Raw genomic sequence first — 18,995 nt, 5'->3', positions numbered from 1 at the left:
CGCGAGCGGACGGGTAACCGCACCGTGGAACAGGCCATTGCTTCCCGTACCTTCCGGTATCTAGAGTGGCAGATCACGTCGGAGGTCGCGTTCGCCCCGAGGAGAACTGCATGAGCAGCTTGACCCTCGATGCCGGGGTCATCCCGCTTCCTCGGCCTTCCCGGACGCGCACCGCCCGCCCCGCCCGTCCGGCCGAGCCCGGAGCCGACCGGGCGGAGGTCCTGAAGGCGCTGGTCCTGCGGGCGCGGGACGGCGACGCCGACGCGTTCGGCTCCCTCTACGACCACTACGTCGAACTCGTCTACCGGTACATCTACTACCGGGTCGGGACGCACTCGCTCACCGAGGACCTGACGAGCGAGACGTTCCTGCGCGCCCTCCGCCGGATCTGCGACTTCCACTGGCAGGGCAAGGACTTCGGGGCCTGGCTCGTGACGATCGCGCGGAACCTCGTCGCCGACCACTTCAAGTCCGGCCGCTACCGGCTGGAGGTCTGCACCGCCGAGCTGATCGAGCCGGACCGCCACCACGAGGGGCCGGAGCGGGCGGTCCTGGACGCGCTGACCAACCGGACGCTGCTGCTGGCCGTCCGGCGCCTCGGCTCCGAGCAGCAGGAGTGCGTCGTCCTGCGCTTCCTGCACGGGCTGTCGGTCGCCGAGACCGCACTCGTCATGAACAAGAAGCCGGGCGCGATCAAGGCCCTGCAGTATCGCGCCGTCCGGTCGCTGGGCCGTATGCTCCCGGACGACCTGCGCCATTGACCTGCCGCTGAACCGCCGTCGCCCGCGCCGCGCGGCCAGGCTTTATTGGACTGTTTATCAATACATTTCCGGGCCGTAACCCGCCGCGCCGCCCGATCGTTCTTCGGGCAGAGGCGCTCTGCGCGCCCGGAATCCGCAAGGGAGCGGCCGATGAGAACCGGGCTGTGAAGACCAGGCGGGGAAGGACCGCCGAGCGGGGGGACGCGCTCGCCAGGCTGCGGCCGGCCGGGACGGGGCCGGATCCGCGTTTCCGCGAGGGGCTGCGTGAACGGCTGATGGCGGCGGCGAGCGACAGAGGTGAAGAGTGTCGCAATCACCGCCGGGAGGACGGCCGCCGGGAGGCGGTTGACTAGGCTTCGCCTCATGCGGCGATTCTGGCAGCGCGACGTGGACCACAAGAGCGCCGGAGAGGCCGCCGCCGCGGCCGCGGCCCCGCCGGGCCCGCTTCCCGAGCCCGACCCCGCCGCGGCGGCGTTCTTCGACGTCGACAACACGATGATGCGCGGCGCGTCCATCTACTACTTCGCCCGCGGCCTCGCCGCCCGCAAGCTGTTCACCATGCGCGACCTCGCGATGTTCGCGTGGGGGCAGGCCGTGTTCCGGATGCGCGGCACCGAGAACTCCGAGCACATCGGCAGCGCCAAGGAGGCCGCGCTCGCGTTCGTCGCCGGGCAGCAGGTCGACGGGATCGTCCGGCTCAGCGAGGAGATCTACGACGAGGTGATGGCCGACCGCATCTGGCACGGCACCCGCACCCTCGCCCTCCAGCACCTCGACGCGGGCCAGCAGGTGTGGCTCGTCACCGCCACGCCCGTCGAGGTCGCCCGGACGATCGCGCACCGCCTCGGCCTCACCGGCGCGCTCGGCACCGTCGCCGAGACCCGCGAGGGCGTCTACACCGGGCGGCTCGTCGGGAACCTGCTGCACGGGCCGGCGAAGGCGGAGGCCGTCCGCGCGCTCGCCCACCGGGAGGGCCTCGACCTCGCCCGGTGCTCCGCCTACAGCGACTCGGTCAACGACCTGCCGCTGCTGACGGTCGTGGGCCACCCGCACGCCGTCAACCCCGACGCCGAACTGCGCGCGCACGCCCGCGACCACGGCTGGCCGATCCACGACTTCCGCACCGGCCGCAAGGTCACCATGGTCGCGCTGCCCGCCGCCGCGGGGGCGGGCGCGCTGGCGGGCGGCGTCGCGGCGGGCATCGCGCTCCGCCGCCACTACCGCACCTGACCCTCCGAGTCGGCAGCCTCCGGGCGCCGCCTCTTCCCGGACGCCCTGATGACCGCCCCGTACGTCCTAATCTGTCTACGTGGCCGCCGAGTTGTCGCTGCTGTCGCGGGTCGCCTGCCGTGGGCGGGACGTGACCGGCGCACGCCTGCGCGACCTGCTCGCGCTCCTCGCGGGCGAGCCGCGGGCGGGCGTGTCCGTGAACCGGCTGGTCGAGGGGCTCTGGCCGGACGACCGGCCGGAGAACCCCGCCAAGGCGCTCCAGGTCGTCGTGTCCCGGGCCCGTTCGCGGCTGGGCGCGGACGTCATCGCCAGCACGCCGACCGGGTACCGGCTCGGTCTGGACGAGTCCGAGGTGGACGCGTCGGCCGTGCTGCTCGCCGCGTCCGCGAGCGCCCGCTGCTCCCTCGACGGCGACCATGCGGGCGCGCTGGACCATGCCGAGGCGGGGCTCGCGCTCTGGGACGCGCCGCCGGAACCCGGCGGCGGGGACGATCCGGTGTCCGTGCTGCGCGCGGAGCGGATCCCGACGTACCGGACGCTGAGGCGGGCGCGCGCGCTGGCCCTCGCACGGCTCGGACGGCACGCCGAAGGGTTCGACGCGCTGACGGGCGTCGTCCGCGAGCATCCCCGGGACGAGGAGGTCCTCGCCGAGCTGCTGCGCTGCGAGGCCTCCACGGCGGGGCCGTCCGCCGCGCTCGCCCGGTACGAGTCCTACCGGCGGTCGCTGCGGGACGAGCTGGGCACCGATCCGGGCGGCGCGCTCCGGCACGTCCAGCAGGACCTTCTCCAGCACGACCTTCACCGGCATGAGGCGCCGGCCGTCCGGAGCGGGGTCGCGCACGAGCCGAATCCGCTGCTCGGCCGCGACGGCGACGTCGCCGCCGTCCTCGACCTGCTGCGCACGTCCCGCGTCACCTCCATCGTCGGGGCGGGCGGGCTCGGCAAGACACGGCTGGCGAACACGGTCGCGCGGGACGCCCCGCAACGCGCCGTGCTCGTCGTCGCGCTCGCGGGCGTCGCGCGGAGCGAGGAGGTGGCCGGCGAGGTCGCGGCCGTCCTCGGCGTCGGCGAGCCCGCGCGGGCACGCGGCCGGCTCGGCGGGCCCGCCGACCTCGTCTCCGGGATCGCGGAGGCGCTCGGGCCCGGCCCCGTCCTGCTCGTCCTGGACAACTGCGAGCACGTCGTCGACGGGGCGGCGGGCCTGGCCGGCGCCCTGGTGTCGATGACGCGGGACCTGCGCGTGCTCACCACGAGCCGCGCGCCGCTCGGACTGTCGTCGGAGTCGGTGTACCCGCTGCCCGCGCTCGACCCGGAGACGGCGGCGGAGCTGTTCCGGCAGCGGGCGCGGGCGGCGCGTCCCGGCGTCGCCCTGCCCGCCGCCGCGGTCGGCGAGCTGTGCCGTCACCTGGACGGGCTGCCGCTCGCCATCGAGCTGGCGGCGGCGCGCGTGCGGGTCATGTCGGTGCCCGACATCGCGCGCGGCCTCGACGACCGGTTCGCGCTGCTGCGCGGCAACGCCCGCGACGCGCCGTCGCGGCACCGGACCATGCACGCCGTCGTCGACTGGAGCTGGAACCTGCTGCCCCCGGCCGGGCGGGCGGCGATGCGGTCGCTGTCGGTGTTCTCGTCCGGCTTCACCGCGGCGGCGGCGCGGTACCTCCTGGACGGCGGCGACGTCCTCGCACTCCTGGACGATCTCGTCGGCCAGTCGCTCCTGGAAGTGACCGAGGGCGGGCCCGGGACCCGGTTCCGGATGCTGGAGAGCGTCCGCGAGTTCAGCGCGGCGCACCGGGAGGCCGAAGGCGAGACCGGCCGCGCGGTCGAGGGGCTCCTCGCCTGGGCGCGGGAGTTCGGCGCGGCGCACCGCGAGCCGATCTTCGGGGCGGACCCGTTCGGCCACATCGACACCGTCCGGACCGAGCAGGACAACCTCCTGCACGCGCTCCGGCACGGGCTCGCGCGGCGGGACGGGCCGTCCGTCGCCGCGATCACCGCCGTGCTCGGCGGCCTGTGGACGCTCGAATCCGCCTATACCCGGCTGGTCGTCCTGGCGGAGGAGACCGCGGGCCTGCTCAGCCGGTTCCGGCCGGGCCCGGAGGATGTCGAGGTCACCCGGTCGGCCCTCGCGCTGAGCGTGATGACCACCGGCATGCTGAAGGGGACGCGGCCGACCCGGGCGCTCGTCGCGCTCCGCCGCCTGCCGCCCGCTGCGCCGGGCGGCACGCTCCAGGCCATGGCGGTGCTCGTGGCCGCCCTGCCGGAGATCCTCCGGCCGGACTCGCCCGTCCTCCGCGAGATGTGCGCGAGCGGCGACCCGGGCCTCGCGGCCATCGCGAACTGCGCCGCCGGCTACATCCGCGAGTGGAACGGCGACCTCGACGGGGCGCTCGCCTCGGCCGAGGCGGTCATGGCGGCCGCCGGCACGCCGTCCTCGCCGTGGCTGCGGCTGGTCGCCCACTCCCGCCTCGGCGAGTTGCTGATGCAGCTCGACCAGGGCGAACGGGCCCGGCACCACCTGCGGACGTCGCTGGACCTGCTCGAACGGTACCGGTGGCCGGACATGTTCGGGCTGCTGTGGGCGCTCGCGTCCGTCCACGCGTCGCTCGGCGAGTACGACGAGGCGGAGCGGTGGCTCGACAAGTCCCTCGTGCAGGGACCGGACGAGACGTTCGGCACCGCCACGTTCAACCTCGGCGCCCGCGCGGAGATCGCGTTCGCGCGCGGCGACGCCGACGCCGGCCTGCTGCTGTGGCGGCGGGCGGTGGAGCGGCTCGCGGGCGCGGAGGGCCCCACGGTCGCGCCCGGCCTCGACCCCTACACCCTCGAAGCCCACTGCGCCACCGTGATCGCCCACGCCCGGCACGGCCGCCTCGACCTCGTCGAGGACGTCGTCGCCGGGCTGCCCGCCAAGCTGGCGGCCCTGCTCGCCGAGCCGCGGCTCCCGATGCCGGCCTTCTTCATGGACCTTCCGGTCAGCGGCGGGCTGCTGCTGGCGCTGGCCATGGTCGACCTCGCCCGCCCCGGGGCGTCCCCGGACGTCCGAACGCGGGCCGCGCGGACGATCGCGCTGGCGCAGCGCATGCATCACATCAGGTCGTTCCAGCCGACCATGTCCTCGGCGCTCGCCCGGCGCGCGGCGGAGGAGGCCGACGCGCCGGCGTACTCCGCCGCGGTGTCGGAGTACGCCGGCCTGAACCGCACGGAACTGCGGGACGCGGCGCGCGCCCTCGCCACCGGGCTCGCTACCGGGGCGCCTTCCGGTTGAACAGCGCCTTCGAGGCGGCGTAGGCGGCGACGGCGAGCCCGGCGCACCAGGCCGCGGAGACGACCGCGTCCCCGCCGTCCGGCGAGCCGAGCAGCAGCCCCCGCACCGTCTCGATGACCGGGGTGAACGGCTGGTACTCGGCGAACCACCGCACCCCGGCCGGCATCGACTCCGGCGGGACGATCGCGCTGCCGAAGAACGGCAGGAACTGCACGATCATCGGCGTGTTGCTCGCGCCCTCCGGATTCTTCGCCAGCAGCCCGAGCATGACGCCCACCCAGGTCAGCGCGAACGTGAGCGCCACCAGCAGCCCGCCGGCGGCGAGCCAGTCGAGGACGCCGCCGCTCGTCCGGAACCCCATCGCGACCGCCGCCCCGATGACCGCCGCCGTGCTGAGCAGCGTCTGGATCATGCTGCCGATCACATGGCCGGTCAGCAGCGACGCCCGTGCTATCCCGAGCGTCCGGAACCGGTCCACGATGCCCTCGGTCATGTCGACGCAGACCGACACCGACGTCTGCAGGCACCCGGACGCGATCGCCATCAGGATGATGCCGGGCGCCACATAGTTGATGTAGTCGCCCTTGGCGGGGCCGCCGACGCCGTTCCCGAGCGCGTTCCCGAACACGCCGACGAACAGCACCATGATGAAGATCGGCATCATCATCCCGGCGAGCGTCAGGGACGGGTAGCGCAGCGCGTGCCGCATGTTGCGGCGCAGCATCGTCGCGGAGTCGGTCATCGTCAGTGCGAGCGCGCTCATGGTGAGACCTTCTCCTTCTCGCCGGTGAGGGCGAGGAACACGTCGTCCAGGTCGGGCGTGTGCACGGACAGCTCGCCGACCTCGACGGCCGCGTCCTCCAGCCGCCCGAGCAGCTCCCGCAGCGACCGGACGCCGCCGTCGCTCGGCACTTGGAGGGCGAGCGCCTCGTCGTCGCGCGCGACCTCGCCGAGCGCGCGCGCCGCCGCGTCCAGCTCGACCGGTCCGGCGAACCGCAGCCGGACGTGCCCGCCGGGGACGAGGCGCTTCAGCTCCTCCGACGTCCCCTCGGCGACGATCCGGCCGCCGTCCAGCACCGCGATCCGGTCGGCGAGCTGGTCGGCCTCGTCCAGGTACTGCGTGGTCAGGAAGACCGTCACCCCGCCCCGGACCAGGCCCCGGATGATCTCCCAGGTCGTCCGGCGGCTGCGCGGGTCGAGCCCGGTCGTCGGCTCGTCCAGGAAGATGATCTGCGGGCTCCCGATCAGCGTCATCGCGATGTCGAGCCGCCGCCGCATCCCGCCCGAGTACGTCGCGACCGTCTTCTTGCCGGCCTCGACCAGGTCGAACCGCTCCAGCAGATCATCGGCGGCCCGCCGCCCCGCCGCCTTCCCCAGATGGTGGAGGTCCGCCATCAGGATGAGGTTCTCCCGCCCGGTGAGCAGGCCGTCCACCGCCGCGTACTGCCCCGTGACGCCGATCGCCTTGCGCACCCCGCCGGGATCCCGCGCCAGATCGCACCCGGCGACCCGCGCCTCGCCCCCGTCCGCCCGGATCAGCGTCGACAGGATCCGCACGGCGGTCGTCTTCCCGGACCCGTTCGGCCCGAGCAGCGCGAACACCGTCCCGCGCGCCACCTCCAGATCGAGCCCGCCGAGGACGGTCTTCTCCCCGAACGCCTTCCGCAGCCCGACCACCGAAATGGCCGTCTGCCGTGCCTCTATCGTCATGCGGAGAACACTGGGACCCCCCGCCTTCAACCCGCTTTCACCCCGGTTTCACGGGGTTTCGCGACCCGGCGCCCGCGGGCGCCGGGTCACTCGTCCCGCGCTAACCGACCGTGCCGAGCGGGTAGTCCGGGACCGTGTTCGTCCAGCCGCAGGAGACGATCGCGCGGTAGCCGGTCACGGTCGCGGGCTTGCGGACGTCTTCGTGCGCGAGCATCCGCCCGGTCGCCGGGTCGATCACCAGCCACTCCTCGCCCTGGCCGCCCCCGGCGACCGGGCGGGCGATCGCCGTCCCCTTCCGGCCGAGCGGGTCGCTGACCTGGCCGACGACCCGGAGCCCCGGATCGGTGGCGAGCAGCCGGTAGGTCGCGCCCAGCGTCTTCGGCGACGCGGGCGTGGTGCCGATCTTCTGCGCGTTGGCGAAGAGCCATTCCACCGGGTCGATCGAGCCGCCGTCGGCCCGCACCGACCGCTTGAGCGCCTGCGCCAGGAAGATCTTGAGGCTCCGCGGGTCCTCCGGGAGCCTGCGCACGTCCGGCGGCGTGAGGCTGCCCCACTCCTGCAGGCGGAACGCGTGCCCGCCCGGCACCTTGACCTTCGTCCAGCCGGTCGGACCGCTGTCGGTGGTCCGCTCCGGCTGCGGCCTGCCGCCGTTGTCGATGACCTTCGGCCCGCCCTTCGGCGCGGGGCCGAGGTAGCGGCTGCCGAGGCCGCGGGTGGCGGACCACGCCTCGCGGCCTGGCCCGGCGTCCCACCATCCCGTCTGCGAGGTGGAGTCGAACATGCCCTCGCCCATGATCATCCTGACGCGCTCCTGCGACACCACGTGCCAGTACTTCCCCTGGGTGAGCGGCGTCCGCTCGACCGTCGACGCCGCCGAGAGCAGCACGGTGCGGGCCGACATCGGCCCCGCCGCGTCGGGTGCGCGGGGCGTGGTGCCCGAGGACATCCCGACCGCGACGGCGGTCACCGCGGCGACCGCCCCCGCGGCCAGCACCGGAACCGCGATCCTCCAGCGCGGCATCGAGAACCGGGGCGTCCGCCTGGGCGACCGGACCTCCCGCTCCAGCCGCGCGCGTCCCTCCTCGACCGACCGCCGGGACGGCTCCTCGTCGAGCAGCGTGCTGATCATCCGCATTTCGTCCATCGCTACAGACCTTCCAGTTCGAGGGCGGCGCGCAGCTTGCGGCGCGCGCGGTTGAGACGGGAGCCGACCGTGCCGTACGGGATGCCGAGCGCGGCCGCGACCTCGTCGTGGCCGAGCCCGCTCAACGCCACGAGCAGCACGACATCGCGCTCCTTCGCCGACAGTGCGGCGAGCGCCCGGGCCAGCTGCGGTTGGAGGCCCTCAGCGGTCACCCACGTGACGACCTGCTCCTCGTGGCTGCCGACCGCGGGATCGGCCCCGACCCTGGCGAGCGCCCGGTAGCGGCGGGTCTCGGCGCGGCGGTGCTGCGACACCAGCTTCGTTGCGATGCCGAAGAGCCAGGACCGCAACGTGCCCTTGCCCTCGTCGAAGCTCGTGCGCCGCCGGAACGCGACCAGGAAGGTCTCGGCGGCGATGTCGTCGGCCGGCTGCGAACCGAGACGGCCTGCGACGTAGCGATAGACGACCGTGTAATGCCGGTCGTAGACGGCGGTGAACTGCTCCGGATCGTGCAACGACTCACGGATGAGCCGCGCGTCCTCCGCATTCACCATGTGATGCGCCGCTCCGGAATCCGACGTTCGGTCGTCGTCGGGCGGCGCATCCACGGGGTAGGCCATAAGGGGAACCCTCCGGGATCGTGTGTCCGGCTGTCACCCCAACTCCGCCGCACCCCCCAATCCCTTTCGCTCCGAACCCCCTCGATTTCCCCACCCCCCTCGCACAGCACACGAAGACCCGGTCAACAGCCCGAACGCCAGAACAGCCCCAGACCGGCTACGGCGAAGATCACCGAACGCCCCGTCAAGCGCCCTGCGCACGCGTGTCTGGCATCGGCCCCGGCGCTGGTGACCCCGACCTCGGTCCGCGCCACGATGTCTCGCGCCGAGTTCACAACGGAGATGCGCTCGCACGGTGCTTCCCGACCACGTGGACGAACTCGCCTTCACCGAAGAGGACCCCGACGGTCCATTCCCGTGAAAGTAAGCGCGCCACCGACGACCTGGACCGCACGTCCTTCGCCATCCAGGACGCACCCGCACTCCAGGCTGTCGTGAAATTGGGCGACACGGCCCTTGGCGAGACGAAGTACGAGGACGGCACGTCGAGACGATCGAAGTGACCCGAGCATGACCGTCCACCTCGTCAAGCCCAGCTACTCGCGAACCCGACCACCGGCCAGGGCTCCGGGATCGGTCCTTCCCAACGACACCGCCTTGGGACTGCGGAGGGTGACCCTGGCATGCAGGGCCGTACGCCCAGGATCAGGGGACTTCTGGAGGCACGGGGGCATTGCCGCCGAAGGCCCCGTGCAGATCCGCGGCAAAGCGCAGCCATCCGACTTCAGGGCTCGGCTCGTACCAACTGACCGGATCCTCCCGGACGCCGACGGCCCAGGTCAGGTGAAACAGACCCGACTCGCGCATCCGATGGCACATGATCACAGACCGTTCGAAGTAGGAGCGCCCATCAAAGATCGGGTCGGCTCCACCGAAAGCGGTCCGCACCTCCACCGGGTTGAGGCTCTCGGGGGTGAGGCCCATAACGAATACATAGGCTCGACGCAGATTCTTCAAGAGCCGCCCGTTGAGTTCCGCTTGCCGAAGGTCCTCGGCCATCCCGAATATCTCGTCGGCACGATTGTTGAGGTTCTTTCCCTCACTTCCCTTCATTGATTTGTACTCCACGACGAGCACGGGGCAGCCGTGCTGAAGTACAAGCAGATCCCATGCCTTGGACGGCCGGTAGTACCCCGGCAGGGTGGCCTTTCGATTGGTCCGGATCTCCAGGCCGGACGCACCAGTGCTCCGTATTTCGTCCACGATCAGAGTGTTCAGCCCGTCGAGATGCCCAGCACCGGTGACCGCTGACCGGTTACCCTCCTGAGCATTGCCGCTGGCCCTGGACTTTTCTTGCTGCTCGCGACGCACTTGAACCCAGTGCTCAAGGGCAAGCTGCACTCTTTGCTCGGCCGTATGGCCCATGGACTACTCCGGGGGGAGGGGAGGAGGCGAAAGCTAGGGAAGCGCGCTCAACTTGTAGGCAGCCAACGCTGCGGCCGTGGCTGCGGCCCTATCGCGAGCCCTGAATGCCACGACGAGCTCATCTGCTATGTCCGCAGAGATCTCCGCGGGCCGCGGAGCATGCACTCTGCGGAGATACTGAGCCTGAAAGCGCAAGGTGTTACCGCGCATCTTCACGCAGTATGCCGCAATCTGGCGCTCTACGACCTCAGAGAGGAGGAGGCCACCCAAGACCTCCAGGTCCCACTCCTGAGACACCAGGTAGTAGAGATTGTGGTGCGGATAGTGGCCGCCCGGCTCCAGGACGGGATTCGGCTGCCGCTTCATGTCTTCGAGAAGAAGCTTCGGCCGGTCGGTGAGAGACGAGGTGACGCGGTCGATGGTGCGGAACCAACTCGCAGGTGACCGCTTCGAGATCGAACGGCGCAGGATGGCGGTCGCGTTCCGGCTGAGGTACTCGGACAACTGTGGCCATTCGTCCAGGTCGACGAGACCATCGTCGTCCCATGGGTTGACCAGGTAATGCCCCGTCCAGCCATAGGTGCCGCTCTTCACGTCGGCGGACATGGCGAGCGGCAGCATACGTTCCGGTTCGGCCGCCTCGGCGTCCTGTGTGATGTAAACCGCGTCGGCTCCGGTCGCGACACCGATCCCTATCCGGGTGCCGGCCCCGCGATCTTCGAGCGGCGGATGCCGGTCCTGCAAATCCTCAAGCCACGCCAGGGCCTCGGGAGTTCCGTCCGGCCACGAGTCGGCGGTGCGGTGCCAATGCGGCAGGCGCGACCCCCGTACAGCTGTGTCATGGAGGGGGTTACGCGTCCGGAGGCTCGACCAGGACGCAAAGTCCGCGGCGGCTTTGAAGTCGAAGGTCTCGCCCGCCTCGCCGATGCCCACATCGCCTTGCGGTCCACGCGTGAGGACGGTGATAGCCGGATAGGCGGACACTTCGTTCTCGAACGCAGCGACGTCGTGCATCACCAAACAGGAGTCGACGGCGAAACCACCATTGACGATCTTCTCCCGCAAGCGGCGTCCGTACTGGTTCCGCATCCAGCGGTCAGCACAGATGAACGCCAGAGTGCCGCCTTCACCGAGCAGGTCGAGGCCGCGCTCGAAAAAGCCGATGTATACATCAGCCCTGCCTCCCATAGTGGGGCAGGCCCGCCGGTACGCGGCAAGAAGGCCGGGAGCCACGTCTTCGATGCGAATGTACGGTGGGTTCCCGACCACATAATCCACGCCGCCGGCGACCTTGTCGAGCAGAAAATCCCCTTCCCGCACCCAGGCGACCGCGAGTCGGTTCGCGGCTTCAGCCGGGCACCCCGCCCTGGTGAGTCGTTCCACGACGAGCCGTCGGCAGTTGCGCACATGCCCGGGCTGAACGTCCATGGCGAGGATGGTGGGAAGCAACTCATCCCAGGGCCCGTCGGGCGAGTACTTCTCCTTGGCTTCGCACAGTCGGTCCAGGACCGGCATGAGGAAGGCACCGGAGCCGATGGCTGGCTCTACGAGCCTTTTCGTTGTCAGGTCCGTGTCCACGGAGTAGCCGCAGAGATCGAGGATCAGTTCAACGATCCACCGCCGGGTGAAGATCTCCCCGTACTGCACCGGCGCGGCGCCTGCGTTCGGCGTCGTGTCAGCGAGGCTCCCACCCGGCTCCGTCAGCATGGCCTTCATCGTAGACGCCCCCTGTGACACCACCGCGCCGCCACACTGGCAGCTCCGCCGGTCCTCGGCGTGCACGCAACGTAGTACCGACCGGCTGATCCCGCTGCTGACGGGTCATGCCGGCCGACATCCCCATCCCCATCCCATTGGTTCGCTCGCAGATCGTTGGATCGGCCGGAGGATGAGTAGCCCGCCGGGGCTAACGGCCGATCAGGCCGCGGAGGGCCGCCCGCAGGATCGGACGCGGAACGAGCAGGACCGCCCCGTCCCGGTCCTTCGAATCCCGGACGGCCACACCGCCGCTCGTTGCGGCGAGTTCGACGCACTGGCCGCCAGAGCTGCCGCTGTGGCTCGACTTACGCCAGGTCACATCGCGCATCGTGCTTCCTAAGCAGTCACACGCAGGATCGCCTCACGCAACGCTGCTGAGCGGACAACGAGGACTGGCCCGTCAGGGTCCTTCGAGTCCCGGACCGCAACCGCGTCCTCCACACCGGCCACCTCAACGCACTGGTCTCCAGCGCTGCTGCTGCGACTCGACTTTCGCCAGTTCAGTTCAGGCTTCATGTCATCCACTTCTCTTCAATCGTCCGATTGATCAGTTCGACGCTCATACCCACCGGGAGAGCTTGCGTGCAGATTGCGTCGAATTGCTCCTTGAGTGTGGAGATGTCCTCTTGTCCTTCCATCATGATGCCACGTGCAGCCGTCAGAACGTAGGCCATCTCCCGGCCATTTGGCAGCGTCGCCAGGGTAAAGGTCCCAAGGTTGCCCGGGTGGGCCACACCGTTCGGTACCACTTGGACGCTGAGGCGGGGCCCCACTGCACCCGATAGACGCTGGAGCTGGGCACGCATCACCTCTGGCCCTCCCACGTCGTTCCAAAGCACGGTCTCGGGCAGCAGGTAGATCAGGCGCGGTGGGGGCGGCGCGGTGCGCGTGAGGATCGCCTGCCGGGCCATTCTCGCGTCGACCGCCTCGCTGTCGCCGAAGAGGAGGGTGCTCGCGTACTCCTCGGTCTGGAGGAGGCCGTAGATGACCTGCGGCTCGTAGACCTTGAGGGTCCGCGTTTCCTCCTCGACGCCGGGCCACTTGCGGAACCACTCGGGGAAGCCGTCCTTCTTGTCGCCGAACAGGCCGTCGTGGAGGTGGGCGAGGGCCTGCTTGGTGTCGAGGGAGGCGTCGCAGTGTTCGGCGAAGTTTCGTTCGCAGTGGCATTCGGCGCGTTCGACGGCGCCGATGAAGGACGGGCTGTATGGGATCTTGTCGGCGAGTTGCTTGATGCTGTAGTTCGCGAGCACGCGGTATCTGCGGACTTCTGATCCGAACAGGTCGAGGGCGCTGTTCGACGGGGTGAGGCGCTTCGGGGGTTGCGGCACGGCTTCTCCCTATGACCAGCCATGACCAGCGACGACCAGTGGTCGGGGGCCATGGTCCAAGGTTGCCTTGTGGGGTTCCTTTCGCATTTCCCAGCATGACACTTTGCGCGATGCTCGGCCAGGGGATGACAGAAAAAGAGTCGGCATGTTCGACGCAGATCTTTTGACAGTTCCCCACGAAACGGTCATAGCGGAATTGGTTTTCGCAACCTGTCGGGCAAATCGGACGGGATGGAGTGCTGGGCAATGTATCAATTCACAAAGGGAGTGGCCGCGATGTGCGACGAGGGCGTTTCGACTCTCGTCCTCGAACCGGACGAGCACGCGCCGGCCGAGGCGCGGCGGTTCGTCGCCGAGCGGTTCGCCGGGTGGGGCGTCACCGACGACCACACCGGGCGGCTCATCGTCTCCGAGCTGGTCACGAACGCGCTGCTGCACGGAGAGGGGCCGATCGTCCTGCGCGTGTTCCAGGACGAGCGCGACGGCCTGCCCACGATCGAGGTCCGGGACGGCGGTGACGGGCGGCCGGTGGTCCAGCCGGAGAACCACGCGGCGATCAGCGGGCGCGGGCTCCAGATGGTGGCCGGTCTCGCGCGCGACTGGGGGACGCGGCCGCTGGTGGAAGGAGGGAAGCTGGCGTGGGCGCAGTGCGGGATCTAGCCGGACGCCATCTGCTCCGGTGGCGCACCCGGCTGGGGCACCAGACGGCCACGCGGTACCTGGACGACCTCACCGCGGTGCTCGCTCCCCAGGGCTGGCGGTTCGTGAGGTTCTACCGGCGTGAGGAGTTCCCCGTCCCGGCCCCGGCCGCCGCCCAGATCGATCGCCTTCTCAAGCACCGCCTCTTCCCCGCGACCTGGTGACCTCCGGGAAAACCAGTCGCGTGCGGCGCGCGACGGTGTCTACGCTGGCGAGTCCACCGGATCGCATGTACCTGGCCTTGTGCCTTAGGAAGAGGATTTATGTCCCAGCCCGTGCCGAGCGTTACTCGGCGCATTCTGTAACCGTTCGCCGAGACCGCTCGGCCGCCTCTTGCTGTCTTCAACGACTCTCAGCAAGGAGCTTCCGGGTGTCCGACACCTTCCTCTGCATCAAATGCGGTCTGAACGTCACCGTCCGCGCCGCTGACGGTACGCGCCGCAATCACTGTCCCGCGTGTCTGCATTCCGAGCACGTCATCGACCACATCGAGGGCGGCCGGAGCGACTGCCGTTCGCGGATGATGCCCATCGCCATCGCGGTGCTGCGCACCGGCGACTGGATGGTCGTCCATCGCTGCGTGGGCTGCGACCTGCTCACGTCCAATCCGGTGTGCACGGATGACAACCAGCTCATCCTCATGCGCATGGCGGTGCGTCCGCTGGCGGAGCCGCCGTTCCCCCTCGAAACGTTCGGGTCGCTTTGATATGGCACGGCGAAAGAACTCGCGGGGACGGCGGCCGCAGCGCCGCAAGGACGTCCTCCATACCGAGGGCGGGCGCGCGGGCGCCTTCCGCTGCGTCGGGTGCCGCCTCGACGTGTCCTTGGACGCGCCGGGCAGCGCCCACCGCAACCACTGCCCGAACTGCCTGGTCAGCCTGCACGTGGACCACCGCGTCCCCGGCGACCGCGCGTCCGCCTGCCGGAGGCGCATGGAGCCGCTGACGCTGTCGGCGCGCCCCGACGGCGAATGGCTGATCATCCATCAGTGCCTGACCTGCGGAAAGGTCAGCGCCAACCGCATCGCCGGTGACGACAACGCGCTGGCCCTGATGCGCCTGGCCCTGGCGCCGCTCCAAGACGGGGCCATCGCCACCCGCACGATGCTCACCCTGTGAAGGCCGCCGTGGGCGGTGCCCCGGCACCGCCCACGGTGCGCGCGATCAGCCGCCGAGTCGGCGGGCGCTATCCGGCGACGTTGACCACGAAATAGATGGGCCTCGCGCCCGGCAGGAACTGCTGTCCCCGTCCGTCCACCATCTTCCAGCCGACCCAGCACGAACCGGGTCGGCTCGGCGCCACGACGGGGACTGCGATCCGCACATTGCGGCCCGGCGCGGTGTCGGGGATCCGCACCTTTCCAGGAGTGGAGCAGGTCCCGTTGTCGGCGGGCAGGTCGGCCCTCAGCAGAAACCGGTCGTGCCAGGGGACGGTCCCGGCGTTCTTGATCTCCCACGTTTTCACGAACCGCTCGCCGACCTTCACCGCCGTCCCATCGGGAATGGTGACGTCGCGGACGAAGACGCTTCGGTCGCCGGGGAAGACGGGCCCGGGAGGCGGGGTGTCCGCGGCGGCGGTGGAACGCGTCCCCGGACGGCTCTGCTGCTCCTGCCGCATGTACACGGCGGTCCCGCCGACGATCAGCAGCACTCCGCAGGCCGCGCCCACGACGGCGTACGCGCGCGGCGACCTCCGGACGCGATCGTCGTCCGCGCCCGGCATCTCGATGGTGTCCTCGCCCGGACCGTCGGCGGCCCCGGCCTCCCCGGCCTCCCCGGCCTGGTCGGCCTGCTCGGCTTCTCCGGCGCCGGACGCCTCGTACCAGCGCGCACGCCATTCGTCCACGTCTCCGCCGCACACCTCGACGAAGGCCCGCGTCGTCAGCCAGCTCGGGAACCGGACGCCCTTCGCCGCCTCGTGCAGTGTCGTGTGGCTGACGGTGCCCGCCTTGCCGGCCATCGCCCGGAACGACGGGTTGCCCGCCGCGGCGCGCAGCCGCCGCAGCTCCCCGGCGAACTGCTCCTCGCGGTCTCGTCTTCCGTCCGCGGGTGTTGACGAACCGGCCTCGGGCAAGGCTTACTCCCGTCCTGGCGCCCGCCGACCGGACGCGTTCCGGTGAAGGTCCTGTCGCACGACACGGTTTCCCGGTCCCGCGGCACACCGTTTCTGATCTTGCAGAAAACACCTCCGCCGCGCAACCGACCCGCGAGAAGCGGTATGGCGGGGACGGAACGCCGCCGGGTTCACACCGCGTGCCGGAGACGCCCCCGCCCGCCGCCGTCGCGGGTCAGCGGGGACGGTCGGCGATCATCATGGTCCAGTCGTAGAACGCCGCCGGGTCGCCGAGTGCGTTCCGGACGCCGGGGTCGATGACAGGCGCGTTGGCGGCGTTGAGGAGATCGCACAGACCGAGGTAGGCCCACTCCCAGACCATCGCACCGAAGTTGTAGGCGTGCATCAGCGGCGTGAGACGCCGGCGGATTTCGGCGACCTCCCGCGCGGCGAATCCGGCCCCGTGCAACCGGGCGAGGGTGGCGCGTTCGTCTTCGGGGTCGAAACGCGTGTCGAGGAAGGGTTCGAGAAGATCCCCCCAGGCGTCGAAGCGGAAACTCCTGGTGACGCCGTTGCGGACGCAGAACCGTTCAAGCTCGCACTGCCGCGCGCGGGGCAGGAACAGGGTCTCGCCGAGAGTCGTCCGGATCTCGGGCCGGACGGCCGTCCAGTCGGCGTCGCGTATCCGCGCGGCCGTGACCATTCCGGTGGGGTGGACCGTGGCGCCGCGAAAGCCGTAGCGCGGGAAGGTGATGTGCTCTTCTGCGAAGACGGCCTCCATCGGTTCAGGTTGGTCCTTCACCGGCCCGTCAGGAAGGGGGGCGCGCTGTGAAGTGCGCCGCTCCGGCCGTGCCGCCGAACCGCTTTCGCGTTTGCCGCACACCACATAGGGTGACCGGAACAACACGCGGGAGGCCAGACGAATGGACGCGGCGCAAGCGATTTCCCTGGTGGTGGAATGGATCCGCTCGCGCGGCCTGGACTATCCCACCGAGGGTTTGGCGGCGGATCGTTTCGAGTCCGGTTGGAGCGTGTACGCGCCGGTAGAGGTCGACGAGAGCGACCCGATGGCGTTCCTCGACATTCCGGTGGGGCGGTCGGTGTTCCTGGTCGGCGACTCGGGCCGCATCGAGGAGGTGTCGTCGTCGGTGCCTCCGCGGCAGGCCCAGGACCGGTTCACCGCGCGGGAGCGCGGCACCTCGCCGCCCGGCGCCGGGCTCGGCTCCGACGAGTACATGGCCGAGTTCGTCCGGTGGCTGGAGCAGGACGGCGACCGGGACGAGCCGGTCTTCAGCAGCTTCACCGTCGTCGGGCCCGAACCCGAGGACGCGGTCGCCGCGGAGGCCGCCCAACTGATCGAGCCGATCGTGCAGGAACTGGCCCGGCTGGGGCCGCCCGAATGGGAGTGGCTGCGGGCGGAGTTCGCCTTCACGGTCTCCGCCGAGATCGCCCACCTGCGGTTCTCGTCCTATCAGCGGTCGGTCGTCGCGCCGGTGCCGGAGCCGGTCGCCGCGCTCGTCCGGGGCCAGCGGCTCGCCGCGGCGGAGATGCCCGCCGGGCCGTGGTGGCGGCTGCTGCTGACCGTCACGAGCTTCGGTGAGACGACCGTGAACTACGACTACGGCGACGGCCCGTTCCCCCACGACCAGTTGCTGGCGCCCGAGCACTACCTCGACGACCTCCAGGCGTATCCCCGCCCGGACGTGCCGGCCTGGCTCGCCCGGTACATCGACGGGCCGGGCTCGCGCGACCTCCGGTTCTAGCGGATCTCACCAGCTCAGCGGGAGGGTGTCCAGGCCGAGGACGAGGCTGGCGTGCTCAAGCGGCTCGGTGCCCGGAGTGATGCGGTAATCCGGCATCCGGGCGTGCCACTCGCGCAGGGCTATCTGGAGTTCGAGGCGGGCGAGGTGCGAGCCGAGGCAGCGGTGCGGGCCCGCGCCGAAGGCCAGGTGGCGGGTCGGCGGACGGTCCAGGTCGACGGACGAGGCGGCGGGGACGGCGCGCGGGTCGCGGGTCGCCGCCGAGAGCGGCAGCATGACCATGTCGCCGGCCTTCATCGGGCAGCCGTGCAGGTCGACGTCGCGGGTGAGCTTGCGCGCGGGCAGGACGATCGCGTAGACGCGGAGGAACTCCTCGATCGCGTCGGGGACGCCGTCCGGGTCGGCCGCGATGCGGGCCCGGTCTGCGTCGTGCCGGGCCAGGTGCCAGAAGATGTAGGACAGCTGCGCCGTGACGGTGTCGAGGCCGGCGAGGAACAGCAGGGTGCACAGTTGCAGCAGCTCGTCGTCGGTGACGGGCCGTCCGTCGACGGCGAAGGCGGTCGCGGCGCTGATCAGGTCGTCCCGCGGATGCGCCCGGCGCTCCCGGATCAGCTCGGTGAAGCACTCCGTCACCGCCGCCATCGCCGCGGCCCGCCCGCCGCCGGACGGCGGCGGGTGCAGGATGGCGTACTCCCAGCCGAGGAACTCCTCCAGCCTGTCGATGGGGAGCCCGACCAGTTCCAGGAAGATCGTCGTGGGGTAGAGGCGGGCGAAGTCGGCGACGAAGTCGCACGAGCCCCGGGCCGCGAGGCCGTCGATCAGGGCGGCGCAGTGCCGGGTGATCCGGTCCCGCAGCACGGCGGCGGCGACGGGGGTGAAGAACGGGCGGAGCAGCCGCCGCCACGTCGTGTGGAGCGGCGGGTCGAGCATGACCGGGATCCACTGGTACGCGGGGTCGGGGTCGCTGACGGCGATCGCGCGGCTGGAGAACGTCCCCGGGTCCTGGAACGCGGCGAGGACGTCGTCGTAGCGGGTCAGCACCCAGAAGCCGTGCCCGGCGTCGCTGCGGAACGCGGGGTGCCGCTCGCGCAGCTCGTCCAGCCGCGGATGGACCCGCCCGGCGGGCGCCGGACCGGTGAACGGGTCGAACGCAACGTGCGGGGCGGGGGCCTCCGCACCGGTGGGCACGTTCTCCGAAGCCATGGCGCCTCCAGTTCGGCGGTGCGACGACCGCGATGATCGGACGTGCTCGGCGCGGGCGGGCCGCCCCCACATTCTGCGCGCCGGGCGACGGTCGCCGCCA

Annotated in this window: 20 protein-coding genes; 8 read left to right on the top strand and 12 right to left on the bottom strand. The window is 70.9% G+C overall.

Going from position 1 to position 18,995, the window contains the following annotated elements; genetic code table 11:
- Positions 1–110: 110 nt before the first annotated feature.
- The 3 genes from ACA511_RS05515 (at position 111) to ACA511_RS05505 (ending at position 5,256) form a co-directional block, all read left to right on the top strand.
- Positions 111–761: a sigma-70 family RNA polymerase sigma factor gene (locus ACA511_RS05515; protein ID WP_375022949.1), complete on the top strand. Its 651-nt coding sequence runs from the start codon at positions 111–113 to the stop codon at positions 759–761.
- 363 nt (positions 762–1,124) lie between these two features.
- Positions 1,125–1,991 (top strand): HAD family hydrolase, encoded by an 867-nt coding sequence (locus tag ACA511_RS05510; protein ID WP_375022948.1) that lies wholly within the window; start codon positions 1,125–1,127, stop codon positions 1,989–1,991.
- 79 nt (positions 1,992–2,070) lie between these two features.
- The gene (locus ACA511_RS05505; protein ID WP_375022947.1) at positions 2,071–5,256 is read left to right on the top strand and encodes a BTAD domain-containing putative transcriptional regulator; all 3,186 of its coding nucleotides are present in this window, start codon (positions 2,071–2,073) and stop codon (positions 5,254–5,256) included.
- Here the strand turns inward: ACA511_RS05505 and ACA511_RS05500 are convergent.
- The 9 genes from ACA511_RS05500 to ACA511_RS05460 form a co-directional block, all read right to left on the bottom strand.
- Positions 5,234–6,019, bottom strand: a complete 786-nt coding sequence (locus tag ACA511_RS05500; RefSeq protein WP_375022946.1) for an ABC transporter permease — start codon at positions 6,017–6,019, stop codon at positions 5,234–5,236. The genes ACA511_RS05505 and ACA511_RS05500 overlap by 23 nt on opposite strands.
- Positions 6,016–6,966: an ATP-binding cassette domain-containing protein gene (locus tag ACA511_RS05495; RefSeq protein WP_375022945.1), complete on the bottom strand. Its 951-nt coding sequence runs from the start codon at positions 6,964–6,966 to the stop codon at positions 6,016–6,018. The genes ACA511_RS05500 and ACA511_RS05495 overlap by 4 nt, the downstream gene beginning before the upstream one ends.
- A 100-nt stretch (positions 6,967–7,066) precedes the next feature.
- Positions 7,067–8,110: a CU044_5270 family protein gene (locus ACA511_RS05490; RefSeq protein WP_375022944.1), complete on the bottom strand. Its 1,044-nt coding sequence runs from the start codon at positions 8,108–8,110 to the stop codon at positions 7,067–7,069.
- Between the two features lie 2 nt (positions 8,111–8,112).
- Positions 8,113–8,730 carry an RNA polymerase sigma factor gene (locus ACA511_RS05485; protein ID WP_375022943.1) on the bottom strand — a complete coding sequence of 206 codons (618 nt, stop codon included), beginning with the start codon at positions 8,728–8,730 and terminating at the stop codon, positions 8,113–8,115.
- Positions 8,731–9,375: 645 nt separating this feature from the next.
- The gene (locus tag ACA511_RS05480; RefSeq protein WP_375022942.1) at positions 9,376–10,095 is read right to left on the bottom strand and encodes a PaeR7I family type II restriction endonuclease; all 720 of its coding nucleotides are present in this window, start codon (positions 10,093–10,095) and stop codon (positions 9,376–9,378) included.
- A gap of 33 nt (positions 10,096–10,128) precedes the next feature.
- Complete coding sequence (locus ACA511_RS05475; protein WP_375022941.1) at positions 10,129–11,802, bottom strand: Eco57I restriction-modification methylase domain-containing protein; 1,674 nt, start codon at positions 11,800–11,802, stop codon at positions 10,129–10,131.
- Between the two features lie 199 nt (positions 11,803–12,001).
- The gene (locus ACA511_RS05470) at positions 12,002–12,181 is read right to left on the bottom strand and encodes a DUF397 domain-containing protein (RefSeq protein ID WP_375022940.1); all 180 of its coding nucleotides are present in this window, start codon (positions 12,179–12,181) and stop codon (positions 12,002–12,004) included.
- Between the two features lie 8 nt (positions 12,182–12,189).
- Positions 12,190–12,369: a DUF397 domain-containing protein gene (locus tag ACA511_RS05465; RefSeq protein ID WP_375022939.1), complete on the bottom strand. Its 180-nt coding sequence runs from the start codon at positions 12,367–12,369 to the stop codon at positions 12,190–12,192.
- Positions 12,366–13,181 carry a Scr1 family TA system antitoxin-like transcriptional regulator gene (locus ACA511_RS05460; protein WP_375022938.1) on the bottom strand — a complete coding sequence of 272 codons (816 nt, stop codon included), beginning with the start codon at positions 13,179–13,181 and terminating at the stop codon, positions 12,366–12,368. Before ACA511_RS05460 ends, ACA511_RS05465 begins: the two co-directional genes overlap by 4 nt.
- A gap of 246 nt (positions 13,182–13,427) precedes the next feature.
- Here ACA511_RS05460 and ACA511_RS05455 point away from each other — a divergent pair, with 246 nt between their 5' ends.
- From ACA511_RS05455 to ACA511_RS05440, 4 genes are all read left to right on the top strand, one after another.
- On the top strand, positions 13,428–13,841 hold the full coding sequence (locus ACA511_RS05455) for an ATP-binding protein (protein WP_375022937.1): 414 nt from the start codon (positions 13,428–13,430) through the stop codon (positions 13,839–13,841).
- Complete coding sequence (locus tag ACA511_RS05450; RefSeq protein ID WP_375022936.1) at positions 13,820–14,044, top strand: hypothetical protein; 225 nt, start codon at positions 13,820–13,822, stop codon at positions 14,042–14,044. Before ACA511_RS05455 ends, ACA511_RS05450 begins: the two co-directional genes overlap by 22 nt.
- Before the next feature lie 206 nt (positions 14,045–14,250).
- Positions 14,251–14,586, top strand: coding sequence for an RNHCP domain-containing protein (locus tag ACA511_RS05445; protein WP_375022935.1), 336 nt, complete (start codon positions 14,251–14,253; stop codon positions 14,584–14,586).
- A gap of 1 nt (position 14,587) precedes the next feature.
- Positions 14,588–14,998 (top strand): RNHCP domain-containing protein, encoded by a 411-nt coding sequence (locus ACA511_RS05440; protein WP_375022934.1) that lies wholly within the window; start codon positions 14,588–14,590, stop codon positions 14,996–14,998.
- Between the two features lie 67 nt (positions 14,999–15,065).
- Here ACA511_RS05440 and ACA511_RS05435 read toward each other — a convergent pair whose 3' ends face one another.
- A complete protein-coding gene (locus tag ACA511_RS05435) occupies positions 15,066–15,953 on the bottom strand; it encodes an NBR1-Ig-like domain-containing protein (RefSeq protein WP_375022933.1) in 888 nt (295 codons plus the stop codon).
- A gap of 214 nt (positions 15,954–16,167) precedes the next feature.
- Positions 16,168–16,713, bottom strand: a complete 546-nt coding sequence (locus ACA511_RS05430) for a hypothetical protein (RefSeq protein ID WP_375022931.1) — start codon at positions 16,711–16,713, stop codon at positions 16,168–16,170.
- A 250-nt stretch (positions 16,714–16,963) separates the two neighbouring features.
- Here ACA511_RS05430 and ACA511_RS05425 point away from each other — a divergent pair, with 250 nt between their 5' ends.
- Positions 16,964–17,695 carry a hypothetical protein gene (locus tag ACA511_RS05425; protein ID WP_375022930.1) on the top strand — a complete coding sequence of 244 codons (732 nt, stop codon included), beginning with the start codon at positions 16,964–16,966 and terminating at the stop codon, positions 17,693–17,695.
- Positions 17,696–17,701: 6 nt separating this feature from the next.
- Here the strand turns inward: ACA511_RS05425 and ACA511_RS05420 are convergent, their stop codons facing one another.
- A complete protein-coding gene (locus tag ACA511_RS05420; protein ID WP_375022929.1) occupies positions 17,702–18,895 on the bottom strand; it encodes a cytochrome P450 in 1,194 nt (397 codons plus the stop codon).
- Positions 18,896–18,995 lie beyond the last annotated feature (100 nt).

The organism is Actinomadura sp. GTD37, assembly GCF_041951365.1.
Taxonomy (GTDB): Bacteria; Actinomycetota; Actinomycetes; order Streptosporangiales; family Streptosporangiaceae; genus Spirillospora.
Note: the sequence above shows the minus strand (reverse complement) of the source record. Positions and strands in the feature narration are given on the sequence as shown.

What these genes read in the sequence shown, in the direction of transcription:
- ACA511_RS05500 (WP_375022946.1), bottom strand. Translation starts at nt 6,019, where the DNA reads ATGAGCGCGCTCGCACTGACGATGACCGACTCCGCGACGATGCTGCGC.
- ACA511_RS05480 (WP_375022942.1), bottom strand. Translation starts at nt 10,095, where the DNA reads ATGGGCCATACGGCCGAGCAAAGAGTGCAGCTTGCCCTTGAGCACTGG.
- ACA511_RS05455 (WP_375022937.1), top strand. Translation starts at nt 13,428, where the DNA reads ATGTATCAATTCACAAAGGGAGTGGCCGCGATGTGCGACGAGGGCGTT.
- ACA511_RS05420 (WP_375022929.1), bottom strand. Translation starts at nt 18,895, where the DNA reads ATGGCTTCGGAGAACGTGCCCACCGGTGCGGAGGCCCCCGCCCCGCAC.
- ACA511_RS05495 (WP_375022945.1), bottom strand. Translation starts at nt 6,966, where the DNA reads ATGACGATAGAGGCACGGCAGACGGCCATTTCGGTGGTCGGGCTGCGG.
- ACA511_RS05475 (WP_375022941.1), bottom strand. Translation starts at nt 11,802, where the DNA reads ATGCTGACGGAGCCGGGTGGGAGCCTCGCTGACACGACGCCGAACGCA.
- ACA511_RS05485 (WP_375022943.1), bottom strand. Translation starts at nt 8,730, where the DNA reads ATGGCCTACCCCGTGGATGCGCCGCCCGACGACGACCGAACGTCGGAT.
- ACA511_RS05440 (WP_375022934.1), top strand. Translation starts at nt 14,588, where the DNA reads ATGGCACGGCGAAAGAACTCGCGGGGACGGCGGCCGCAGCGCCGCAAG.
- ACA511_RS05510 (WP_375022948.1), top strand. Translation starts at nt 1,125, where the DNA reads ATGCGGCGATTCTGGCAGCGCGACGTGGACCACAAGAGCGCCGGAGAG.
- ACA511_RS05470 (WP_375022940.1), bottom strand. Translation starts at nt 12,181, where the DNA reads ATGCGCGATGTGACCTGGCGTAAGTCGAGCCACAGCGGCAGCTCTGGC.
- ACA511_RS05490 (WP_375022944.1), bottom strand. Translation starts at nt 8,110, where the DNA reads ATGGACGAAATGCGGATGATCAGCACGCTGCTCGACGAGGAGCCGTCC.
- ACA511_RS05515 (WP_375022949.1), top strand. Translation starts at nt 111, where the DNA reads ATGAGCAGCTTGACCCTCGATGCCGGGGTCATCCCGCTTCCTCGGCCT.
- ACA511_RS05465 (WP_375022939.1), bottom strand. Translation starts at nt 12,369, where the DNA reads ATGAAGCCTGAACTGAACTGGCGAAAGTCGAGTCGCAGCAGCAGCGCT.
- ACA511_RS05430 (WP_375022931.1), bottom strand. Translation starts at nt 16,713, where the DNA reads ATGGAGGCCGTCTTCGCAGAAGAGCACATCACCTTCCCGCGCTACGGC.